Consider the following 19,735-nt stretch of genomic DNA (forward strand, 5'->3'; position numbering starts at 1 on the left):
GATGGACCTCATGGTGAACGAGGGAACCGGGACGGTGGCGTCCACGAACACGGACACGAGTACGAGCAGGAGCACGGGCGCGGCCACGGACCGGAGCACGGCCGCGGGGACGAGCGCGGGTGGCGGTACGGGTACGGCCACGCGCGCGTGGGTGCCGCGTCTGGTCGCCGTCGGCATCGTGCTGTCCGCGCTCAACCTGCGCCCCGCCATCACCAGCCTCGGCGCCCTCCTGGAGGAGGTCCGGGACGGGCTCGGGATGAGCGGCAGCCTCGCCGGGGTGCTCACCTCCGTGCCGCCGCTCTGCTTCGCCGCCTTCGGCGTCATGGCGCCCCGGCTCGCCCGCCGCTTCGGTCCGGCCGCAGTGGTCTGCGCGGGCATGGTGGCGATCACCGCCGGTCTGCTCGTACGGCCGTACGCGGCAAGCACGGCCGGGTTCGTCGCGGCCAGCGCGCTCGCCCTCATGGGTATCGCGGTCAGCAACGTCCTGATGCCGGTCATCGTCAAGCGCTGGTTCCCGGACCGGGTCGGCTCCATGACCGGTCTGTACTCCATGGCGCTGGCCCTCGGCACCTCCACCGCCGCCGCCGTGACCGTGCCCATGACGAAGGCGCTCGGCGGCAGTTGGCAGACCGGGCTCGCCGTCTGGGCGGGCCTGGCCGCGGCGGCCGTACTGCCGTGGCTGCCGCTGGTACGGCGCCGGGGCGGCATGGCCGCGCCCGAGCCCGTGTCCGTCTCCGTGCCTGTGTCCGGGGCCGCGCCCGAGCGTGTGCCCGGGTCCGTGCCGGGGGAGCCGGGTCGCCCCGAGCTGCGGATCACCCGCAGCCGTACCGCCTGGGCGCTCGCCGTCTTCTTCGGCCTCCAGGCCACGGCCGCCTACATCACCATGGGCTGGATGGCGCAGATCTTCCGGGACGCCGGGGTGCCCGCGAGCACGGCCGGACTGCTGCTGGCCGTCACGATGGTGATGGGCGTCCCCCTCGCCTTCGTCATCCCGCGCCTGGCCACCCGGCTGCCCCACCAGGGCCCCATCGTGCTCGCGCTCGGCGCCTGCGGCCTGGCCGGGTACGCCGGCCTGTACTTCGCCCCGGCCGGCGGTGCCTGGGCCTGGGCCGTGCTGCTCGGCGTCTCCAACTGCGCCTTCCCGCTGGCCCTGACGATGGTCGGGATGCGGGCCAGGACCGGCGTGGGCGTGGCCCAGCTGTCAGCCTTCGCGCAGAGCACCGGCTATCTGATCTCGATCCCCGGCCCGCTGCTGGTGGGCGTGCTCTACCAGCACAGCGGCGGCTGGGGGCTGCCGATCGCGCTCATGGCGGCACTGATGGTCCCGCAGATGGCCGTGGGCGTGCTGGCCGGGCGCGACCGTACGGTGGAGGACGAGGCGGCGCGCTGACCGCACCCCGGCGGCACCCGGTCGGCGGAGGGTGCGAGACTTGCCCCATGCCCGTGCTCGAACCGAATCCGCCGGACGGCCAGAAGAAGATGCTCATGGTCTTCGGCTCGTTCCTCGCCATCTTCGTGATCATCGCCGTCATCGCGACGATCGCCTCACCCTGACGCCCCCGACGCCCCCTCGGGCCCCTCGTGGCCCGTCTGACCTGGCGTGATCCGGCGTGACCCGCTTCCTGCGGCCTCCCACCGGTTCCGCGCCGAGCGGCCGGTCACGGCGTCCATGGTGGTGCCGCCCCCCCTGTGGTGGGGCCAGCCCCCCTGTCCCCTAGGGGGTCAGGGTCAGGGTCAAGTGGGTGGGCCACCGGATGGGTTGGGGGCCGGGGACTCCGTAACTTCGAGGTGTGGCCGCGACCGGCGGGCCACGGACCACGCGGAGACCAGCGGAGGCATCCATGTCGGCCCCCATGCACACCCGGACCCACCCGGCGACGACGGGCCCTGCCGACATCCGGCTGCCCTGGTGGGCGCTCGCCCTGCCGGCCCTGGCCTTCATCGTCCTGCTCGCGCTGATGCTGAACCCGTCCGACGCCCAGGCGGCGACCGCGGGCGACCCGGCGATCACCCATCTCCTGGAGCGCGTACGGGAGTTGCTGACCCGCTACTGACGGGCTCGCCGACGGGCCGCCGGACCCCGCCACGGCACCGGAAGCCGCCGGTGAAGCAGCATCTCAACTGCCTGCGCCCCATGGCGTGTTTCATGCGAAGCTGGATTCCATGAGCGTCGCTGAATTCCGCAGGATTGTCCTCTTCCGACATGCGAAAGCCGACTGGCCCCAGGTGACCGATCACGAGCGGCCGCTCGCCGACCGGGGCCGCAAGGACGCCGCGGTCGCCGGACTCAGGCTCGCCGACTCCGGCATCGACTTCGACCTGGCCCTGTGCTCCACGGCGGTCCGGACCCGTGAGACCTGGAAGATCGCCGTCTCGGAGTTCGCGCACCGGCCGAAAACCGCCTACGAGGAGCGGATCTACGATGCCTCGCCCGGAGAGCTGATCGCACTGCTCAACGAGACGCCCGACGACGTGCACGACCTGCTCCTGGTCGGTCACAATCCGGGTGTGCAGAACCTCGCCGACATCCTGGCGGGCTCGGCCGAGGGTGACGCCCGGCAGCGGATGAGCGCCCGGGGCTACCCGGCCGCCGCCTTCGCCGTACTGACCTTCGAGGGGTCCTGGAAGGCCCTGGAGCCCGGCGTGGCCACCCTGGTCGACTACTGGGCGCCGAGCGACTGAGCGCTCACCCGCAGTGCGCGAGGGGTCCTGCACCGGCTCGGTGCAGGACCCCTGGTCGCTCGTCGGACGTCAGTCGCGGGTCTCGGTCGCCGCGGACACCCCCCGAAGGTGTGAGGGAACGGTTCAGCTCTGGTCGTCGTGGGTGTCCGCCGCCTCGACCTCTTCGCGGGTGACGCCCAGCAGATACAGCACCGTGTCGAGGAACGGCACGTTCACCGCCGTGTGCGCCGCCTCGCGCACCACCGGCTTGGCGTTGAAGGCGACACCCAGGCCGGCCGCGTTGAGCATGTCCAGGTCATTGGCGCCGTCGCCGATCGCCACGGTCTGGGCGAGCGGGACGCCCGCCTCGGCGGCGAACCTGCGCAGCAGCCGTGCCTTGCCCGCCCGGTCCACGATCTCGCCCGTGACCCGGCCGGTCAGCTTCCCGTCGACGATCTCCAGGGTGTTGGCCTGGGCGAAGTCCAGCCCGAGCCGCTCCTTGAGGTCATCGGTGACCTGGGTGAACCCACCGGAGACGACACCGACTTGGAAGCCCAGCCGCTTCAGCGTGCGGATCAGCGTGCGCGCCCCCGGGGTGAGCCGCACCTCGGCGCGCACCTTCTCCACCACGGAGGCGTCCAGCCCTTCCAGCAGGGCCACGCGCGCGTGCAGCGACTGCTCGAAGTCCAGCTCCCCGCGCATCGCGGCCGCCGTCACCTCGGCGACCTTGTCCTCGCAGCCGGCGTGCGCGGCGAAGAGCTCGATCACCTCGTCCTGGATGAGGGTGGAGTCCACGTCCATGACGACCAGCCGCTGGGCGCGTCGGTGCAGGCCCGCCGAGACGACCGCGATGTCCACACCGAGCGCGGCCGCGTCGGTCACCAGGGTGGTGCGCAGCGGTTCCGTCTCCACGCCCGACACCGCGAACTCCACCGCGGTCACCGGGTACTTGGCCAGCCGGAAGATACGGTCGATGTTGCCGCCGGCCTTGGTGATCCGGGCGGCGACGGCGGCGGTCGACTCCGCGGTGAGCGGATGACCCAGCACGGTGACGAGGGAGCGGCCGTGACCGCGCGGCCTGTTGTCGCCGATGCCGGAGATGATTTCCGCCTGCATCTTCATCGACTCCGCCCAGCTGTGGACGGTCGCCCGCAGCTCCCCCTGCAACTCCGGGGACGGCTCGGTGACGAGCACGCACAGCACCATCCGGCCACGCGTGACGACCTGCTCGATGTCGACCACGTCGACGGAGAAGGCGGCGAGGGTGTCGAAGAGGCCGGCGGTGATGCCCGGCCTGTCCTTGCCGAAGATCTTGACGAGGAGAGTGGGGACGTCAGCTGTCGAGGTCTGCGAAGCGCTCATGGTGCCACCACCGTATCCGGCACCCCGTGCCTTTTGCGCCTCACGTCCGTCTGACGGACACATAACACTTCATGTCCACCGGACAGCGGGCATCTTACGAGCAGGCTACGACCGCGCCCCGAAGGCGTCGAGCCGGGCGCCCGTCCGGCGGCCACGGCCGAGCCGCAGCTCACCGTGGCCCTCTCGGCGCGGGCGGAGGCGGGGGAGGCGGGCCCTCCTCCGGCGACGTCGGCGGCCGCTGCCCGGGACGCGGGCCCGAGGAGCGGCCGGGGGAGCGCCGCGGGGGCGGATCGATCGGCCGGGCCATGGTCGGGGCCCCGTACATGTCGTCGTGCCTGTCGTCGTGCCTGTCGTCGTGCCTGTCGCCGTACTTGTCGTCGTGCCTGTCGTCGTGCCTGTCGTCGTGCCTGTCGCCGTACTTGTCGTCGTGCCTGTCGTCGCGCGCGGTCGGCTCCCCGGGCGGCCACCGTCCGCCCGGCTCCCCGGCCGCCGCCCCCGCACCGCCCGCGTCGCCCGCCGCCCCCGTACCGGCCCGGTCGCCCGCCCCGCCGGTGCCGGACCCGCCGCCCGGTGGCCGTGCGTCCTGCGGTTCGCGCAGTTCGGCCGGCAGCCGGAGGTACGGATTGGTGACGGGGTTGGGCGGCCGGTGGGGCGTGCCCGGGGCGTACGGCCCCGACTGCGCCGCGTACGGCCGCGCCGCCCCGTACGGCCCGGGAACCCCGCCGCCGGCCGGCGCGCCCGGCGCCGAGACCCCGTCGGTCCCGTGGGCCGCCCGGCCCCCGGTTGTGTCACCCAGTGCCACGGGCGCTGCCCGCCGCCCCGCCGTCCCGGCCCCGTACGCCAGCAGCGCCCCGACGGCTCCCGCGCCCGCGCCCCACACCGCGCCGAGGAGCAGTGCCGCCCCGAGGTGGCCGTGGAGCTCGATCCCGGCGCCGAACGCGTCGAAGCCGAGCACCGACAGCGAGGCGTTCACGGACACCTCCGTCAGCCAGACCAGCAGCGGCAGCGCCAGCGCGGTCACGACCCCCAGCCGCAGCGCACACCGCCCCGCGAAGCCCAGCGCGCCCGGATCCCCCGCGCCACCGGGCCCACCGCCCGCCACCGCTTCCGTCCCGGGACCCCGTACGTCGGCCGAAGGCCCGCCCGCTGCCGCGAGCGCCCCCGTTCCGTCTACGCCGAGCGTCCCGGGCCCGTCCACCGATGTCCCGACCCGAGTCCGTACCGCGGCCCCCACCGGCGTGCGTACCGCCGTCAGCACCCCGGCGAGCAGCATCGCCAGCGCCGCCGCGACCGCCAGCAGCCACACCCGTCCGTCCAGGTCCGCCAGTCGGCCCAGCGTCACCGGCCGGTCGGACGACACGCCGAGCAGCCGGTCCAGCGGGTCGGGCAGGAGCCGGCCCAGCGCTCCGGTGGCCCTGCCGTCCCACGGCACGAACAGACCGAGCGGCAGGCCCAGCCACACCCCGTTCGGCGCGCCGAGCAGCGCGGCTCCCGCGATCCGCTCGGGGTGGTCGTCGCCGATCGCCGCGTACGCCGCCGCCGCGACGCCCGCCGCCACCGCCACCAGCATGACCGTGACCAGCGCGGACACGGCCGGCCGCACCACGCGGTGCACGGCCGTCCAGCCGTCCGGCAGCGGAGTGCGGCGCGAGGCCAGCAGGGCGATCAGCAGGACCCCGGTCGCCCAGCCCAGGCCCCCCAGCAGGGTGGGCGCCGTGTCGACGGAGAACCCGACCGCAGCCTTCGCGTCGACCAGGTCGCCCAGCCGGTCCGGCAGCAGCCCCCCGATGTTCCCGAGATCCCCCAGCCCCGGCACGCTCACCCCGCCGCCACCACCACCTCCGCCCGGCAGGTCGTCGAGGCCCAGCGAGCCCCCGTCGAGGGTGACGACGTCGTGCCCCGCCCAGGCCAGCCCGCCCAGCATCGCCACGAACAGGGCGATCATCGCCCCCGCGCGTGCGAGGAGTTCGGCCGGCGAGATCACGACTCCGGCCGTGCGCAGGGACCGCAGGAAGAACCACGACAACAGCAGCGCCCCGACCAGCCCCACGCCCAGTGGCGTGATCTCGATGGCCGTGGTGGCCTGCGCGCCTTTCAGGCCGAAAGCGGACACGTCCCCGGACGGCGAGACCGAACCACCGGCCCCCAGGGTCACGACCGCCGCGGTCATCGGGCCGAGCGAGCCCGCGGTGTCGGCCTCCAGCAGGTGCAGCCCGAGCGCCGCCGTGCCCGCCATCCCGATCAACGCCCAGCTCACCGCGGCGATCGCGGACAGCAGGACGTCGCCCCAGGGCACGCCTTTGCCCGGTCGGGCGTTTCCGCCGGTCCCGACGCCCGTGCCAGCACTCATGGCAGACCCCCCGATCCGCTGCGCGGCGGCCGCCGCGCACCATGTCCCCCTCGCGGGGGATTACCACTCTCCGGTCCGGTTTCGACCCCGTCAACGGCGCGGGCCGAAGCGTGCGTACGCCGTCGTCACAAGGCCCGACTTTCGGTCAGGCGGCCGCTCCTGAAATAGTTCCCCCCGATGTTCGACATCCCTAGACTCCCTGTGATGGGGGTAACTCGGGGGACAACTCAGTGGGGCTGGAGTGCCGGAACTCGTACTGGAATTGAACGGACGCACCTGGACGCTCGATCCGTCCAGGCCATACACCCTGGGACGTGATCCGCAGGGTGACATCGTCCTCGACGACGCCAGGGTCTCCTGGCGTCACGCCACGGTCAGTCACAACGGCCGCGGTTGGGTCATCGAGGACCACGGAAGCACCAACGGCACGTTCGCGCAGGGCCGACGCGTCCAGCAGATGGAGCTCGGACCCGGTTCGACGGTGCACCTGGGCAACGCCAACGACGGTCCGTGCATGACCCTTTCGGGCACCGCACCCGTCGCGCAGCCCCAGCAGCAGCCGTACGCGGCGCAGGGCGCGAACCCCGGCTGGGCCCAACAGGCCCCGCAGGCGGCGCAGACACCGCAGGCGGACGGCGCGTGGAGCCGGCCGGCCCCGTCGATCCCGCAGCAGCAGGGACCCGGTGGGGGCGCGGGGGCGCCACCGGTCTACGGCGACCGCAGCCCGACCACGTTCCACCAGTTCTCCCTCGGCCGCGTGATGCGCATCGGCCGTGCCCTGGAGAACGACCTGGTCGTCTCGGACCTCCAGGTCTCCCGCAACCACGCGGAGTTCCACTCCACGCCCGACGGCCGCATGGAGATCCGCGACCTGGGCTCGCACAACGGCACGTACGTCAACGGCCAGCCGATCCCCAAGGGCGGCACCCAGCTGCTGGGCCCGACCGACGTCGTCGGCGTCGGCCACTCGACGTTCCGGATCGTCGGCGACCGGCTGGAGGAGTTCGTCGACACCGGCGAGGTGTCCTTCTCCGCGCGCCACCTCACCGTCACCGTCGACGGCGGCAAGCAGATCCTCAAGGACGTCTCCTTCGGCGTCCCCGAGAAGTCGCTGATCGCGGTCATCGGACCGTCCGGTTCCGGCAAGTCGACCCTGCTGAAGGCGCTCACCGGCTACCGGCCCGCCGACCAGGGCGAGGTCCTCTACGACAACCGCAACCTGTACAAGCAGTTCGCCGAGTTGCGCCAGCGCATCGGTCTGGTCCCGCAGGACGACATCCTGCACAAGGAGCTGACCGTCAAGAAGGCCCTCAAGTACGCGGCCAAGCTGCGCTTCCCGGCCGACACCACGGCCGACGAGCGCGAGGCCCGCATAGACGAGGTACTGCGCGAGCTGAAGCTGGACATCCACAAGGAGAAGAAGGTCACCTCCCTCTCCGGTGGCCAGCGCAAGCGTGTCTCCGTCGCCCTGGAGCTGCTCACCAAGCCGTCGCTGATCTTCCTGGACGAGCCGACCTCCGGCCTCGACCCGGGCATGGACCGCGATGTCATGCAGCTCCTGCGCGGCCTCGCCGACGACGGCCGTACCGTCCTCGTCGTCACCCACTCCGTGGCCGAGCTGGCGATCTGCGACAAGCTCCTGGTGATGGCGCCCGGCGGTTCGGTCGCCTACTTCGGTCCGCCGGAGGAGGCGCTGAACTTCTTCGGCTACGACACCTGGGCCGATGTCTTCTCCGCCTTCGAGAACTACCGCGACTACGACTGGGCGGGCCGCTGGAAGGGCTCGCAGCACTACCAGATGTACGCCGCGGACATCGACGCCGTCGAGCCGCAGTCCGTACCCATCGCGCCGATGCAGGCGATGAAGCCGCCGAAGCCGCAGGGCTGGATGTCCCAGTTCGTCACGCTGGTGCGCCGCTACACCTCGGTGATCGCCTCCGACAGGGGCTTCCTGGCGCTGATGGTGATCCTGCCGGCCGTGCTCGGCGCGGTGAGCCTGCTCATCGACGCCGACCACACCCTGCTGCCCAACCCGGCCAACCCGAAGACCGGCCGGATCATCCCCAACGGCACGGCCACCACGGTGCTGCTGATCCTCGCGGTCGGTGCCTGCTTCGCCGGTGCCGCCAACTCCGTACGAGAACTGATCAAGGAACGGGTCATCTACGAGCGGGAGCGCGCCACCGGCCTGTCCCGCTCGGCGTATCTGATGTCCAAGGTGTTCGTGCTCGGCGCGATCACCGTGTTCCAGGGCGCCCTGGTCGGCGCCATCGGCTTCTTCAGCCGGACGATCCCGGACAAGGGCCTTGTCTTCGGCGGCGCGACCATCCTCGAACTCTCGGTGCCGATCATGGCGCTGGGCTTCACCTCGATGATGTTCGGTCTGATCATCTCCGCGCTGGTGAAGACCGCCGAGAAGACCATGCCGCTGCTGGTCATGTTCGCGATCATCCAGGTCGTCTTCACCGGCTGCCTGTTCACCCTGCACGGCTCGGTCGGCGTCAACGAGTTCTCGTACCTGATGCCGTCGCGCTGGGCGGTCGCCGCGGCCGGCGCCACGCTGGACTTCAACAAGATCAGCCCGCCCGCGGACGGCGGGAGCACGGACCCGCTGTGGGACCACACCGTGGGCGCCTGGGGTCTGGACATGGCCGTCCTGATCGTCCTCGGCGTGATCTGCGGCTTCTTCGTGGCCCGCTTCCTGCGCCGTCACGAGCCCGAGGTCATGCGCAAGTAACCCGGTACGGTCCGGTCTGTACCGGCCCGGTCCGTACGACGCCGAAGGGCGGCACCCCGCCGGGGTGCCGCCCTTCGGCGTCCGCGCTCCGAGGCCCGCGCCGGCCTCAGTACGCGCTGTTGACGTTGTCCATCGAGCCGTACCGGTCGGCCGCGTAGTTGCAGGCGGCCGTGATGTTGGCGACCGGGTCGTAGATGTTCCACGAGGTGCCGGCCACGTGGTAGGCGTTGAAGGTCGGCTGGATGACCTGGAGCAGGCCCTTCGACGGGATGCCCTTCGCGGCGTTGGTGTCCCAGCCGTTGATGGCCATCGGGTTGCCGGAGGACTCCCGCATGATGTTGCGGTGCAGCCCGTAGTAGCTGCCCGGGATGCCCTTGCTCTGCATGATGTCGAGGGACTCGCGGATCCAGCCGTCGAGGTTGTTGGCGTACGTCTTCGGCGCGGCCTTCTGGACCTGGGGGCGCTCGGCGGACCGGCTGGCGGGCTTGTCGGCCGGACGCGCCTCGGTCTTCTGGGCCTCGGCCTGCTGCCTGGCCTCGTCCCGGCGCTTGGCCTCGGCCTGCTGCCGTGCGGTGTCCTCGGCCTTCTTCTGCGCGGCGATGGCCTCGACCTTCACGCTGGTACCGGCGAGCTGGTCGGTGACGCTGGCCTTGACGTCCTTGATCTGCTCGGTGCTGTAGGCGACGTGCGCCGAGGTGACGGCCTGGCTCGTGGGCTCTGCGCTACTCGGAACCGCGGAGACGACGACGGTGGTGACACCGAGGGCGGCGACACCGGCGATCGTGATCTTGTGAGACCTGCTCAGCTTGCGACTTTGGCCACGGGTGCGGCTGTGCTTGGGCATGACAGATGACCTCTTCGGTAGCGCGGAGGTCGCTCTTCCGTCCGGCGGGGGACACCTGTGCTTTCGGCACGAGCGCTTCCGGTGAGTGCCCGTAGCGCTGAGCGACGTAAGCAATTCTTAGCTGTCGCAAAAGGCGCTGGCAAAGATGTGACGTACGAAATCGGATAGTGGACCCGGTAGGTGCAAAGCGGGGCATATTGGGTCGTCTTTCCCGTTCATACAGGATGTTGATATCTCCTATGTCTCCTAGTACGTGATGCGGACCCTATGTGGCGACTCACAGGCCCGACGGGAAGCCCTCACTGTGAGTTGCTAAAGCAACCCTCTGAGTCAGGGGCGGGGATGTCGGGCCTCCGGTCTCGGGACCGGGAACCGGGACCTGGGGCGTAGGCCCACCGGCCCGGCCTGGGGCGTCCCCGGACCGATTCCGCTGTCGCACCCCGCCGGTACGGTGAGGTCATGAGTCAAGGCCCCCGGTCCGGCCTCGTCGCGGTGAGTGCCGCGCTGCTGGCCATGAGCAGGCACCTGGAGGTGCGCGACGTCCTCAAGACGATCGTCGCCTCGGCCCGTGAACTGCTCGACGCGCAGTACGCCGCCCTCGGCGTCCCGGACGACCACGGCGGCTTCGCCCAGTTCGTGGTCGACGGGGTCGGCGACGAGCAGTGGAAGGCCATCGGCCCGCTCCCGCGCCAGCACGGCATCCTCGCCGCGATGCTCCACGAGACCGGCCCCGAGCGCCTCGCCGACGTGCGCAGGGACCCCCGCTTCGAGGGCTGGCCCGAGGCCCATCCCGAGCTGTCGGACTTCCTGGGTCTGCCGATCCGTGACGGCGACGAGGTCATCGGCGCGCTCTTCCTCGCCAACAAGCTGCGCCCGGCGGACGGACGCCCGGCGGACGGACACTCCGCGTGCGGACGCCCGGCGGACGGCGAGGCCGCGCGCGGAGAGTCTGCGGACGGGTGCGGCTTCACGCGGGAGGACGAGGAGCTGCTCTCCATCCTCGCCCAGCACGCCGCCATCGCCCTCACCAACGCCCGCCTCTACGAGCGCAGCCGCGAACTGACCATCGTCGAGGAGCGCTCGCGGCTCGCCCACGAACTGCACGACGCGGTGAGCCAGAAGCTGTTCTCGCTGCGCCTGACCGCGCAGGCCGCCGCGGCCCTGGTCGACCGCGACCCCGCCCGCGCCAAGGGAGAGCTGCAACAGGTGGCCGCGCTCGCCGCCGAGGCGACGGACGAACTGCGCGCCGCGGTGGTCGAGTTGCGCCCCGCCGCACTGGACGAGGACGGTCTGGTCGCCACGCTCCGCACCCAGACACAGGTCCTGGACCGCGCCCACAGCGCACGCGTCACCTTCACCGCCCACAAGTTCCGCGCGCTCCCGGCGGCCCAGGAGGAGGCCGTGCTCCGGGTCGCCCAGGAGGCCCTGCACAACGCCCTGCGGCACTCCGGGGCGGCGCACGTGGACGTGACGGTGGGCCGCCACGGCCGCGGTGCGGTCCTGCGCGTCACGGACGACGGCGGCGGCTTCGAGCCGCAGACGGTACGACAGGCCGGACGCCACCTGGGCCTGGTCTCCATGCGGGACCGGGCGAGCGGGGTCGGCGGCACCCTGACGGTGGAGTCGGCGCCCGGCAAGGGCACCACGATCGAGCTGGAGGTCCCCGGTGGCTGATCCCATCCGAGTGCTGCTCGTCGACGACCACCAGGTCGTCCGCCGAGGGCTGCGCACCTTCCTGGAGGTGCAGGAGGACATCGAGGTCGTGGGCGAGGCCGCGGACGGCGCCGAAGGGGTCGCCCGCGCCGAGGAACTGACCCCCGACATCGTCCTGATGGACGTCAAGATGCCCGGCATGGACGGCGTGGAGGCCCTGCGCAGACTGCGCGAACTGGTCAACCCCGCGCGCGTGCTGATCGTCACCAGCTTCACCGAACAGCGCACCGTGGTCCCGGCGTTGCGCGCGGGCGCCGCCGGTTACGTCTACAAGGACGTGGACCCCGACGCGCTGGCCGCGGCCATCCGGTCCGTGCACGCGGGCCACGTCCTGCTCCAGTCCGAGGTCGCGGCCGCGCTGTTGTCCCAGGAGGAGGCCAACTCCGGCCAGGGCAGGGGCGGTTCCCTGACGGACCGGGAGCGCGAGGTGCTGGGACTGATAGCGGACGGCCGGTCCAACCGCGAGATCGCCCGTGCCCTCGTCCTGTCCGAGAAGACGGTCAAGACACACGTCTCGAACATCCTGATGAAGCTCGACCTCGCCGACCGCACCCAGGCCGCGCTGTGGGCCGTACGCCACGGCGTGACCAGCTGATATGACCACCCCACCGCGCTCACGGTGACGCTCCGGAAAGGTTTCGCTCCGGTCTGAGGTTCATACCGTCGTGGGAATGTCCCTCGGATGGCGCATCCTCCGTGGATCTCCGCCGTTCTCCAGTGCGTGCCGCGGCGATTGCCGCGGTGACCACAAGGAGGGGACCAGAAGTGAAGAACCTGAAGAAGGCGGCGGCCGTGACGATGGTGGCCGGCGGGCTGATCGCCGCGGGAGCCGGCATGGCCTCCGCGACGGACGGCGCGTGGGCCGGCGGCGAGGCCAAGAACTCGCCCGGCGTCGTCTCGGGCAACGTCGTCCAGGCTCCCGTGCACGTCCCCGTGAACGTGGTGGGCAACAGCGTCAACGTCATCGGGCTGCTGAACCCGGCGTTCGGCAACCTCGGCCTCAACCACTGACGCAGCCGCCCCACGGCAACACCCACCGGCCTCCCGGACACCCCCGGGAGGCCGACCGTCTTTCCCGCCCCACCCCCAACCCCGCCGGTTACGGGTCCGCGCCCCGCGGGTCCGTCCTGGCGTGCCGCGAGTCCGCCAGGCCGTGCCCCCGGTCGGTCCGACCGCTGCCGGTCTCCCGTACCCGTCGACCGCCGCCGGTCTTCCTTACCCGGTCTCACCCCGGGCGTCCCGTGAGTCACTCCGGCGGATGCGGGTCCGTCCGGCCGTGCCCCCCGGGGCTGGACAGCCCGGGGCTCCCAGGCCCCGAGCGCCGGTCACCCGCGGCCGACGCTCACCGCACCCCCCGCTCCCGCTCCTCCACGACGGAGTTGTACGCGGCCACCTGCGCCCGCCGGGCCGTCCGCTCCACCGGCCGCAGGGCCTGGGTCCGCGCCCCCATCTCGGACGCGCTCACCGCGCCCCCGTGCCCCCTCTCGTGAGCCAATGCGACCAGCAGCCCCACCCGCTGCGCCAGCTCCAGCACCCGCACCGCCCGCGGCGGATACCCCGGTGCCAGCACCTCCCGCCCCCGCTCGGCCCGCGCCCGGTACGCGTCCAGTGCCGCCTCCGCCACCGGCCCCGACCCGGCGACATCCAGCCGGGAGAGAACCGCCGTCGCCTCGCGCAGCGCCTCGGCGAGTTCCCGCTCCGCCTCGCCCAGCGACGGCACGTCCGCGGGCGGAGCCTCCCGCACCGGCAGACAGTGCCAGACCACCTCGACGTGCACGTCACCGGCGGGGCCGGCCTCGTACACCTCGGGCACGAGCCCCAGCGCGGCCCCGTGGCAGACCACCGCCTCCTCGGCGTCCAGCGCCCGCGCATTGAACTCGGGCGGCCCGCTCAGCCCCAGCGGATGCCCCGGCGCGGGCAGCGCGACCAGCAGCCCGGTCACGCCCAGTCTGCGCAGCCGCCCCAGCGCGAGCGTCAGCCCGACCGGCCCGGACTCACCGGGCAGTCCCTCCACCCGGTGCACGGCGTCCTCCCCGACGACGGCGAGCACGGCGTCATCAGGAGAGACAAGTCCGGCCAAAAGGGCATTTCCCCAAGCGGCGAGGCGTCCAGAGCGCGGTTCCGAGAGCATGCCTCCACCCTAAGGACCGGACCGATGGAATGAAGCGGGCGGCCGGTGGCGTAGATTTCTTCGAGGGCTGCGCCCACCGGCGCACGCGACAGCCGAGACGCCGAGACCGGCCACACTGCAAGGGGAGACAACGCGCTCATGAGCGAAGTTCTGGAACTTCAGGACGTATCCGTGGTCCGTGAGGGCCGGGCTCTCGTGGACCAGGTCTCCTGGTCGGTCAAGGAAGGTGAGCGCTGGGTCATCCTCGGCCCGAACGGCGCCGGCAAGACGACCCTCCTGAACATCGCCTCCACCTACCTCTTCCCCAGCTCGGGCAGCGTGTCCGTGCTCGGCGAGACGCTGGGCAAGCCGGGTAGCGACGTCTTCGAGCTGCGCCCGCGCGTCGGCGTGGCCGGCATCGCCCTGGCCGACAAGCTCCCCAAGAAGCAGACCGTCCTGCAGACGGTGCTGACCGCCGCGTACGGCATGACGGCCGGCTGGCACGAGGAGTACGAGGCCGTCGACGAGCAGCGCGCCCGCGCCTTCCTCGACCGCCTCGGCATGACGGAATTCCTCGACCGGAAGTTCGGCACCCTCTCCGAGGGCGAGCGCAAGCGCACCCTCATCGCCCGCGCCCTGATGACCGACCCCGAGCTGCTGCTCCTCGACGAGCCGGCGGCCGGTCTCGACCTCGGCGGCCGCGAGGACCTCGTGCGCCGCCTCGGCCGACTGGCCCGCGACCCGATCGCCCCCTCCATGATCATGGTCACGCACCACGTCGAGGAGATCGCCCCGGGCTTCACCCACGTCCTGATGATCCGTCAGGGCAAGGTCCTCGCCCAGGGTCCGCTGGAGCTCGAGCTCACCTCCCGCAACCTCTCCCTCTGCTTCGGCCTCCCGCTCCTCGTCGAGCAGGTCGGTGACCGCTGGACCGCGCACGGCCTGCCGATGAACTGAGGTCCCGAAAACCTGAAACAGCCCCCCAAGTACCCCTGGGCGCCCTGTCGGTGACCGGTCCCGCGGACCTACCATGGCCGTGTGAACGACATCGACGCATGGGTGTGGTGGCTCGTCGCCGCGGCAGCGCTCGGCATCCCGCTCGTGGTGACCGCGATGCCGGAGTTCGGCATGTTCGCCGTGGGCGGGGTCGCCGCCGCCGTGACGGCCGGACTCGGCTTCGGCCTCGTCGTCCAGGTCCTCGTGTTCGTCGTCGTCTCGGTCGCCCTCATCGCCGTGGTACGCCCCATCGCGAACCGGCACCGTGCGCAGCGGCCCCAACTCGCCACGGGCATCGACGCCTTGAAGGGCAAGCAGGCCCTCGTCCTGGAACGCGTCGACGCCTCCGGAGGCCGTATCAAGCTCGCCGGAGAGGTCTGGTCGGCGCGCTCGCTCGACGCCGACCGCGCCTACGAAGCGGGCCAGGAGGTGGACGTCGTCGACATCGAGGGAGCCACGGCGATCGTCATCTGACCTCGCTCGACGCAAGTGACCGGAACACCCCACGAGGCACACGACGGTCTGTCAGACTCGACCAGCAAGATCTTCAACAACCATAAGATCTTCCGAAAGCGCCGAGGCGGAGAAAGGCACGGGGAGCCACGATGGAACCGGTCATCATCGTATTGATCATTCTGGTGGTGTTGGTCTTCATCGCCCTGATCAAGACGATCCAGGTCATCCCACAGGCGAGCGCGGCCATCGTGGAGCGGTTCGGCCGCTACACGCGCACACTCAACGCGGGCCTCAACATCGTGGTCCCCTTCATAGACACGATCCGCAACCGCATCGACCTGCGTGAACAGGTCGTGCCGTTCCCGCCGCAGCCGGTGATCACCCAGGACAACCTGGTGGTCAACATCGACACCGTCATCTACTACCAGGTGACCGACGCCCGCGCCGCCACCTACGAGGTCGCCAGCTACATCCAGGCCATCGAGCAGCTCACCGTCACCACGCTGCGCAACATCATCGGCGGCATGGACCTGGAGCGGACCCTGACCTCCCGCGAGGAGATCAACGCGGCCCTGCGCGGTGTCCTCGACGAGGCGACCGGCAAGTGGGGCATCCGCGTCAACCGCGTCGAACTCAAGGCGATCGAGCCGCCGACCTCCATCCAGGACTCGATGGAGAAGCAGATGCGCGCCGACCGTGACAAGCGCGCCGCGATCCTCACCGCCGAAGGTACGCGTCAGGCCGCGATCCTCACCGCGGAGGGCGAGAAGCAGTCACAGATCCTCCGGGCCGAGGGTGAGGCCAAGGCCGCGGCCCTGCGCGCGGAGGGCGAGGCCCAGGCCGTCCGTACGGTCTTCGAGGCGATCCACGCCGGAGACCCGGACCAGAAGCTGCTGTCGTACCAGTACCTCCAGATGCTCCCGAAGATCGCCGAGGGCGACGCCAACAAGCTCTGGATCGTGCCCAGCGAGATCGGCGACGCCCTCAAGGGCCTCTCCGGCGCCATGGGCAACTTCGGTGCCATGGGCGGCGGTTCGGGCAACAGCAACCCGGCCGGCGCCACGGAGCGCCGGGAGAAGCCGTCCCTGGACTGACCGGCCGGCACCCGCATACGAGACGGGGCCCACCTCCCGACGGAGGTGGGCCCCGCTTCCTTGCAGTTGCTCGGCGGGTCAGGCGACACCGACGCCCCAGAGGGGCGCGGGGAACGGCGCGACCGGCCACGACGGACCCGCGGCCGACGCACCGGACTTCCGGCTCACGGCCTCCGACCTTCGCGGAGCGTCTATGCGGCGGGCTGACCCAGCCACTCCGGCAACGCGTCGAAGTCCTCGTGTCCCAGCGACAGCAGCATCGCGTCCGCGGGCGTCGGCTCGAACGGCTGCCGCAGCAGCGGCATACCCGCCTGCTCCGGTGTCCGGTCGGCCTTGCGGTGGTTGTCCTCCGCGCACGAGGCGACCGTGTTCAGCCAGGAGTCCCTGCCACCCTGCGCCCTCGGCACCACGTGGTCCACGGTCGTCGCCCGACGGCCGCAGTACGCGCACCTGTGCCGGTCCCGCACCAGCACGCCCCGCCTCGACCACGGAGCTTGTCTTCGGAAGGGCACCCGTACGTACCGGCACAGTCTGATCACCCGGGGCGCGGGTATGTCGACCGCGGCTCCGCGCATGCGCAGTTCGGGGTGGGCCTGCTCGACGACGGCCTTGTCCTGGAGCACCAGAACGACGGCTCGGTTCAACGTCACCGTCGACAGCGGCTCGAAACTGGCGTTCAGTACCAGCGTGTCTCGCATTCCAGCCCACCTCCCATGCGCACCGGCCCACTCCCCGGCGGGCTTGGATCAACTCTGGCCGGGCACGCCGAGATGGACAACGCAATAAAAAGTGCCCGCCTCTGATCACTTCCAAGACCAGAGGCGGGCAAACGTTCTATGAACGTCAGACTGCGGCTACTTCGTACTCACCGATCAACTGGGCACGCGCGATCGCGTGGAACCGCAGGTTGAACCCGACGACCGCGGGCGACACGTCCGCGTCCGGACCGAGCTTCTCCTGGTCCACCGCGTACACCGTGAACACATACCGGTGCGGGCCGTCGCCGGGCGGCGGCGCGGCACCGCCGAAGTCCTTCGTGCCGTAGTCGTTGCGCACCTGCACGGCACCCTCGGGCAGCCCCTCGAACTTGCCGCTGCCCGCGCCGCCGGGCAGCTCCGTGACCGAGGCCGGGATGTCGAACACGGTCCAGTGCCAGAACCCGCTGCCCGTCGGGGCGTCCGGGTCGTAGCAGGTCACGGCGAAGCTCTTGGTCTCGGGCGGGAAGCCCTCCCACCGCAGCTGCGGCGAGGTGTTGCCGGCCGCGTGGACCTGAGCGTCCCTGAGCGTCGCGCCCTCCTGGACGTCCTCGCTCGTCACCGTGAACGACGGCACGGGCGGATGGAAGTCATGGGGGAGCGGCCGCCGCTTGAGCTCGGTCACCTCGATACCTCCTGATCGGTTTCCTTCGGTCGGACCCGAGCCTAGAACCAGCTGCGCTTGCTGCCGACCTCGGACAGCCACTGGTTGAGGTAAGCCGCCCAGTCGGTCCCGTGGAAGTCGTGCAGGCCCACCTGGAAGGAGCGGAAGGTGTCGCTGCCCTCGCTGAACAGCCCCGGCTTCTTGTCCATCTCCAGGACGACGTCCATCGCGTGCTCGTCGGCCACGAAGCTCAGCTCGACCTGGTTCAGCCCCCGGTACTGCGACGGCGGGTAGAACTCGATCTCCTGGTAGAAGGGGAGCCGCTGGCGCGTGTTGCGGATGTGACCGCGCTCCATGTCCGCGTTCTTGAAGCGGAAGCCCAGCTGGATGAAGGCGTCCAGGATCGCCTTCTGCGCCGGCATCGGGTGCACGTTGACCGGGTCCAGGTCACCGGAGTCCACGGCCCGCGCGATCTCCAGCTCGGTGGTCACCCCGATGTGCATCCCGCGCAGCGCCTGACCGTCGATCATCGTGATCGGCGTCTCCCAAGGGATCTCCAGCCCGAACGGCACCGCGTGCACCGCACCCGCCTGGAGCTCGAAGGCACCCCCGAGCCGCACCTTGGTGAACTCGATGTCCTGCTTGTACTCCTGGTCGCCGCTCTCGACCTCGACCTTCGCCTGGAGCCCGACCGACAGCCCCTCGATCTGCTGGTTGACGGACCCGCCCTGGATCCGCACCTCACCCTGGACGACACCGCCCGGAACGACGTTGACCTCGGTCAGCACGGTCTCGACCGAAGCTCCGCCGGCCCCCAGACTCGCGAGCAGCTTCTTGAACCCCATGACTCTCCCTTTACGAATGGACCTCTGATCCGTACCCACGCGATCCGGCCGTTACCGGTTCCGTGCCCCACACCCTGGCAAGGCGGGCGCTCCCTGACCACCCCGCCGGACCGCTCCGTCTGCACTACGCTCGGAGGGCATGATCGCGACCCCCGACCGTACGCCCCACGGCAAGGAACCCGTCGACCGGCCCGCACCGGAAGTCGCCCCAGATCCTCTCCGCCGCTTCCTCGCCCGTTCCGCCGAAGAAGTCGCCCCCGAACTGCTCGGAGCCGTCCTCACTCACGAGACCTCCGAGGGAACCGTGCGGATCGCCATCACGGAGACCGAGGCGTACTCCGGCGCGGCCGACCCCGCCTCCCACGCCTACCGGGGCAGGACACCCCGCAACGCCGTGATGTTCGGGCCCGCGGGACACCTCTATGTCTACCGGTCCCACGGGCTCCACTGGTGCGCCAACATCGTCACCGGAACAGCCGGTGCGGCCTCGGCCGTCCTCATCCGCGCGGGGAGGGTCGTCGAAGGGGAGGACCTGGCCCGCAGGCGACGAGGGGCGAAGGTCGAGACCCCACGCCTCGCGCGGGGCCCGGGGAACTTCTGCCAGGCGCTCGGCATCACGGCCGAGCACGACGGCACGGACCTGCTGACGGATGCCGCGGTGGCGCTGTCCGAGGGCGAGCCGGTACCCGCCGCGCTCGTCCGGACCGGCCCTCGGGTGGGTGTGAGCCAAGCCCACGACTGGCAGCACCGCTTCTATCTCGCCGGTGACCCGACCGTCTCGGCCTACCGGCTGAGCCCCAGAGCCAAGCAGTCCGGTGAGGCCTGAGCCGGCACGCAAACATCGACTTCCGGCCGACAGCTTGACTCGCCCCCACAGGGTGCGTAATGTAGCCCGAGCCGCTGAACCGGATATGGCGATCGCCAACGACCGGGAGTGGCCAACCCACTACCTACGACCACCTCTGACGGGGTCGAATTCGACGTGCGTGCATGTTCGAATTCGGATTCGCGAAGGCTCGATTATGAGCCGCGGAGAGAATCGGCTAACGTAGTGAATGTCGAAAGGCCGACAAGCGAAAGCGAAGAGGCCCGAGGCGAATCCCGCCGACAGGGAATCGGATCGCGAAACGGTCTGATAGAGTCGGAAACGCAAGACCGAAGGGAAAAAGCCCGGAGGAAAGCCCGAGAGGGTGAGTACAAAGGAAGCG

The 19,735-nt window shown here is 71.0% G+C and carries 19 protein-coding genes; 12 read left to right on the plus strand and 7 right to left on the minus strand.

The features are described from left to right. The first annotated feature begins 1 nt into the window (after window position 1). From ACWC24_RS39035 to ACWC24_RS39050, 4 genes are all read left to right on the plus strand, one after another. Window positions 2-1,390 (plus strand): CynX/NimT family MFS transporter, encoded by a 1,389-nt coding sequence (locus ACWC24_RS39035; RefSeq protein ID WP_450667656.1) that lies wholly within the window; start codon window positions 2-4, stop codon window positions 1,388-1,390. A 47-nt stretch (window positions 1,391-1,437) separates the two neighbouring features. Next, window positions 1,438-1,554 carry an SGM_5486 family transporter-associated protein gene (locus ACWC24_RS39040; RefSeq protein WP_450667657.1) on the plus strand — a complete coding sequence of 39 codons (117 nt, stop codon included), beginning with the start codon at window positions 1,438-1,440 and terminating at the stop codon, window positions 1,552-1,554. Window positions 1,555-1,841: 287 nt separating this feature from the next. Continuing rightward, on the plus strand, window positions 1,842-2,054 hold the full coding sequence (locus ACWC24_RS39045; protein WP_450667658.1) for a hypothetical protein: 213 nt from the start codon (window positions 1,842-1,844) through the stop codon (window positions 2,052-2,054). Window positions 2,055-2,163: 109 nt separating this feature from the next. Then, complete coding sequence (locus tag ACWC24_RS39050; RefSeq protein ID WP_450667659.1) at window positions 2,164-2,682, plus strand: SixA phosphatase family protein; 519 nt, start codon at window positions 2,164-2,166, stop codon at window positions 2,680-2,682. Window positions 2,683-2,805: 123 nt separating this feature from the next. Here the strand turns inward: ACWC24_RS39050 and serB are convergent, their stop codons facing one another. Further along, window positions 2,806-4,023 (minus strand): phosphoserine phosphatase SerB, encoded by a 1,218-nt coding sequence (gene serB / locus ACWC24_RS39055; protein WP_450667660.1) that lies wholly within the window; start codon window positions 4,021-4,023, stop codon window positions 2,806-2,808. A gap of 169 nt (window positions 4,024-4,192) precedes the next feature. Then, window positions 4,193-6,373, minus strand: a complete 2,181-nt coding sequence (locus ACWC24_RS39060; RefSeq protein WP_450667661.1) for a streptophobe family protein — start codon at window positions 6,371-6,373, stop codon at window positions 4,193-4,195. A 241-nt stretch (window positions 6,374-6,614) separates the two neighbouring features. Between ACWC24_RS39060 and ACWC24_RS39065 the strand changes: the two genes are divergently transcribed. Next, window positions 6,615-9,110 carry an FHA domain-containing protein gene (locus ACWC24_RS39065; RefSeq protein WP_450667662.1) on the plus strand — a complete coding sequence of 832 codons (2,496 nt, stop codon included), beginning with the start codon at window positions 6,615-6,617 and terminating at the stop codon, window positions 9,108-9,110. A 106-nt stretch (window positions 9,111-9,216) separates the two neighbouring features. Here ACWC24_RS39065 and ACWC24_RS39070 read toward each other — a convergent pair whose 3' ends face one another. Continuing rightward, window positions 9,217-9,954, minus strand: a complete 738-nt coding sequence (locus ACWC24_RS39070) for a transglycosylase SLT domain-containing protein (protein ID WP_450667663.1) — start codon at window positions 9,952-9,954, stop codon at window positions 9,217-9,219. 459 nt (window positions 9,955-10,413) lie between these two features. Between ACWC24_RS39070 and ACWC24_RS39075 the strand changes: the two genes are divergently transcribed. From ACWC24_RS39075 to ACWC24_RS39085, 3 genes are all read left to right on the plus strand, one after another. Next, window positions 10,414-11,628, plus strand: coding sequence for a GAF domain-containing sensor histidine kinase (locus ACWC24_RS39075; RefSeq protein ID WP_450667664.1), 1,215 nt, complete (start codon window positions 10,414-10,416; stop codon window positions 11,626-11,628). Then, the gene (locus ACWC24_RS39080) at window positions 11,621-12,262 is read left to right on the plus strand and encodes a response regulator (protein WP_450667665.1); all 642 of its coding nucleotides are present in this window, start codon (window positions 11,621-11,623) and stop codon (window positions 12,260-12,262) included. The genes ACWC24_RS39075 and ACWC24_RS39080 overlap by 8 nt, the downstream gene beginning before the upstream one ends. 170 nt (window positions 12,263-12,432) lie before the next feature. After that, entirely contained in the window at window positions 12,433-12,678 is a 246-nt protein-coding gene (locus tag ACWC24_RS39085) for a chaplin (RefSeq protein WP_450667666.1), read from the plus strand. 331 nt (window positions 12,679-13,009) lie between these two features. On the opposite strand, the gene ACWC24_RS39090 is transcribed toward ACWC24_RS39085, so the two are convergent. Then, window positions 13,010-13,798, minus strand: a complete 789-nt coding sequence (locus tag ACWC24_RS39090) for a hypothetical protein (RefSeq protein ID WP_450667667.1) — start codon at window positions 13,796-13,798, stop codon at window positions 13,010-13,012. Between the two features lie 138 nt (window positions 13,799-13,936). Here ACWC24_RS39090 and ACWC24_RS39095 point away from each other — a divergent pair, with 138 nt between their 5' ends. From ACWC24_RS39095 to ACWC24_RS39105, 3 genes are all read left to right on the plus strand, one after another. Further along, window positions 13,937-14,734, plus strand: coding sequence for an ABC transporter ATP-binding protein (locus tag ACWC24_RS39095; RefSeq protein WP_450667668.1), 798 nt, complete (start codon window positions 13,937-13,939; stop codon window positions 14,732-14,734). 81 nt (window positions 14,735-14,815) lie between these two features. Beyond that, complete coding sequence (locus ACWC24_RS39100) at window positions 14,816-15,247, plus strand: NfeD family protein (RefSeq protein ID WP_450667669.1); 432 nt, start codon at window positions 14,816-14,818, stop codon at window positions 15,245-15,247. 131 nt (window positions 15,248-15,378) lie between these two features. Beyond that, window positions 15,379-16,323 (plus strand): SPFH domain-containing protein, encoded by a 945-nt coding sequence (locus ACWC24_RS39105; protein WP_450667670.1) that lies wholly within the window; start codon window positions 15,379-15,381, stop codon window positions 16,321-16,323. A 191-nt stretch (window positions 16,324-16,514) separates the two neighbouring features. Here the strand turns inward: ACWC24_RS39105 and ACWC24_RS39110 are convergent, their stop codons facing one another. The 3 genes from ACWC24_RS39110 to ACWC24_RS39120 all read right to left on the minus strand — a co-directional run bounded on the left by ACWC24_RS39110 (window position 16,515) and on the right by ACWC24_RS39120 (window position 18,527). After that, on the minus strand, window positions 16,515-17,021 hold the full coding sequence (locus tag ACWC24_RS39110) for an HNH endonuclease (protein WP_392621946.1): 507 nt from the start codon (window positions 17,019-17,021) through the stop codon (window positions 16,515-16,517). A 145-nt stretch (window positions 17,022-17,166) separates the two neighbouring features. Continuing rightward, entirely contained in the window at window positions 17,167-17,703 is a 537-nt protein-coding gene (locus ACWC24_RS39115) for a YbhB/YbcL family Raf kinase inhibitor-like protein (protein WP_450667671.1), read from the minus strand. A 41-nt stretch (window positions 17,704-17,744) separates the two neighbouring features. Continuing rightward, window positions 17,745-18,527 (minus strand): sporulation protein, encoded by a 783-nt coding sequence (locus ACWC24_RS39120; protein ID WP_450667672.1) that lies wholly within the window; start codon window positions 18,525-18,527, stop codon window positions 17,745-17,747. A gap of 139 nt (window positions 18,528-18,666) precedes the next feature. Between ACWC24_RS39120 and ACWC24_RS39125 the strand changes: the two genes are divergently transcribed. Next, the gene (locus tag ACWC24_RS39125; protein ID WP_450667673.1) at window positions 18,667-19,353 is read left to right on the plus strand and encodes a DNA-3-methyladenine glycosylase; all 687 of its coding nucleotides are present in this window, start codon (window positions 18,667-18,669) and stop codon (window positions 19,351-19,353) included. The last annotated feature ends 382 nt before the right edge of the window (window positions 19,354-19,735 follow it).

It is taken from the genome of Streptomyces sp. NPDC001443 (genome assembly GCF_053597355.1).

Excerpts from the sequence above, each read along its gene's own strand:
- ACWC24_RS39035 (WP_450667656.1), top strand. The coding sequence starts at position 2 with ATGGACCTCATGGTGAACGAGGGAACCGGGACGGTGGCGTCCACGAAC.
- ACWC24_RS39040 (WP_450667657.1), top strand. The coding sequence starts at position 1,438 with ATGCCCGTGCTCGAACCGAATCCGCCGGACGGCCAGAAGAAGATGCTC.
- ACWC24_RS39045 (WP_450667658.1), top strand. The coding sequence starts at position 1,842 with ATGTCGGCCCCCATGCACACCCGGACCCACCCGGCGACGACGGGCCCT.
- ACWC24_RS39050 (WP_450667659.1), top strand. The coding sequence starts at position 2,164 with ATGAGCGTCGCTGAATTCCGCAGGATTGTCCTCTTCCGACATGCGAAA.
- serB (WP_450667660.1), bottom strand. The coding sequence starts at position 4,023 with ATGAGCGCTTCGCAGACCTCGACAGCTGACGTCCCCACTCTCCTCGTC.
- ACWC24_RS39060 (WP_450667661.1), bottom strand. The coding sequence starts at position 6,373 with ATGAGTGCTGGCACGGGCGTCGGGACCGGCGGAAACGCCCGACCGGGC.
- ACWC24_RS39070 (WP_450667663.1), bottom strand. The coding sequence starts at position 9,954 with ATGCCCAAGCACAGCCGCACCCGTGGCCAAAGTCGCAAGCTGAGCAGG.
- ACWC24_RS39075 (WP_450667664.1), top strand. The coding sequence starts at position 10,414 with ATGAGTCAAGGCCCCCGGTCCGGCCTCGTCGCGGTGAGTGCCGCGCTG.
- ACWC24_RS39090 (WP_450667667.1), bottom strand. The coding sequence starts at position 13,798 with ATGCTCTCGGAACCGCGCTCTGGACGCCTCGCCGCTTGGGGAAATGCC.
- ACWC24_RS39095 (WP_450667668.1), top strand. The coding sequence starts at position 13,937 with ATGAGCGAAGTTCTGGAACTTCAGGACGTATCCGTGGTCCGTGAGGGC.
- ACWC24_RS39105 (WP_450667670.1), top strand. The coding sequence starts at position 15,379 with ATGGAACCGGTCATCATCGTATTGATCATTCTGGTGGTGTTGGTCTTC.
- ACWC24_RS39110 (WP_392621946.1), bottom strand. The coding sequence starts at position 17,021 with ATGCGAGACACGCTGGTACTGAACGCCAGTTTCGAGCCGCTGTCGACG.
- ACWC24_RS39120 (WP_450667672.1), bottom strand. The coding sequence starts at position 18,527 with ATGGGGTTCAAGAAGCTGCTCGCGAGTCTGGGGGCCGGCGGAGCTTCG.
- ACWC24_RS39125 (WP_450667673.1), top strand. The coding sequence starts at position 18,667 with ATGATCGCGACCCCCGACCGTACGCCCCACGGCAAGGAACCCGTCGAC.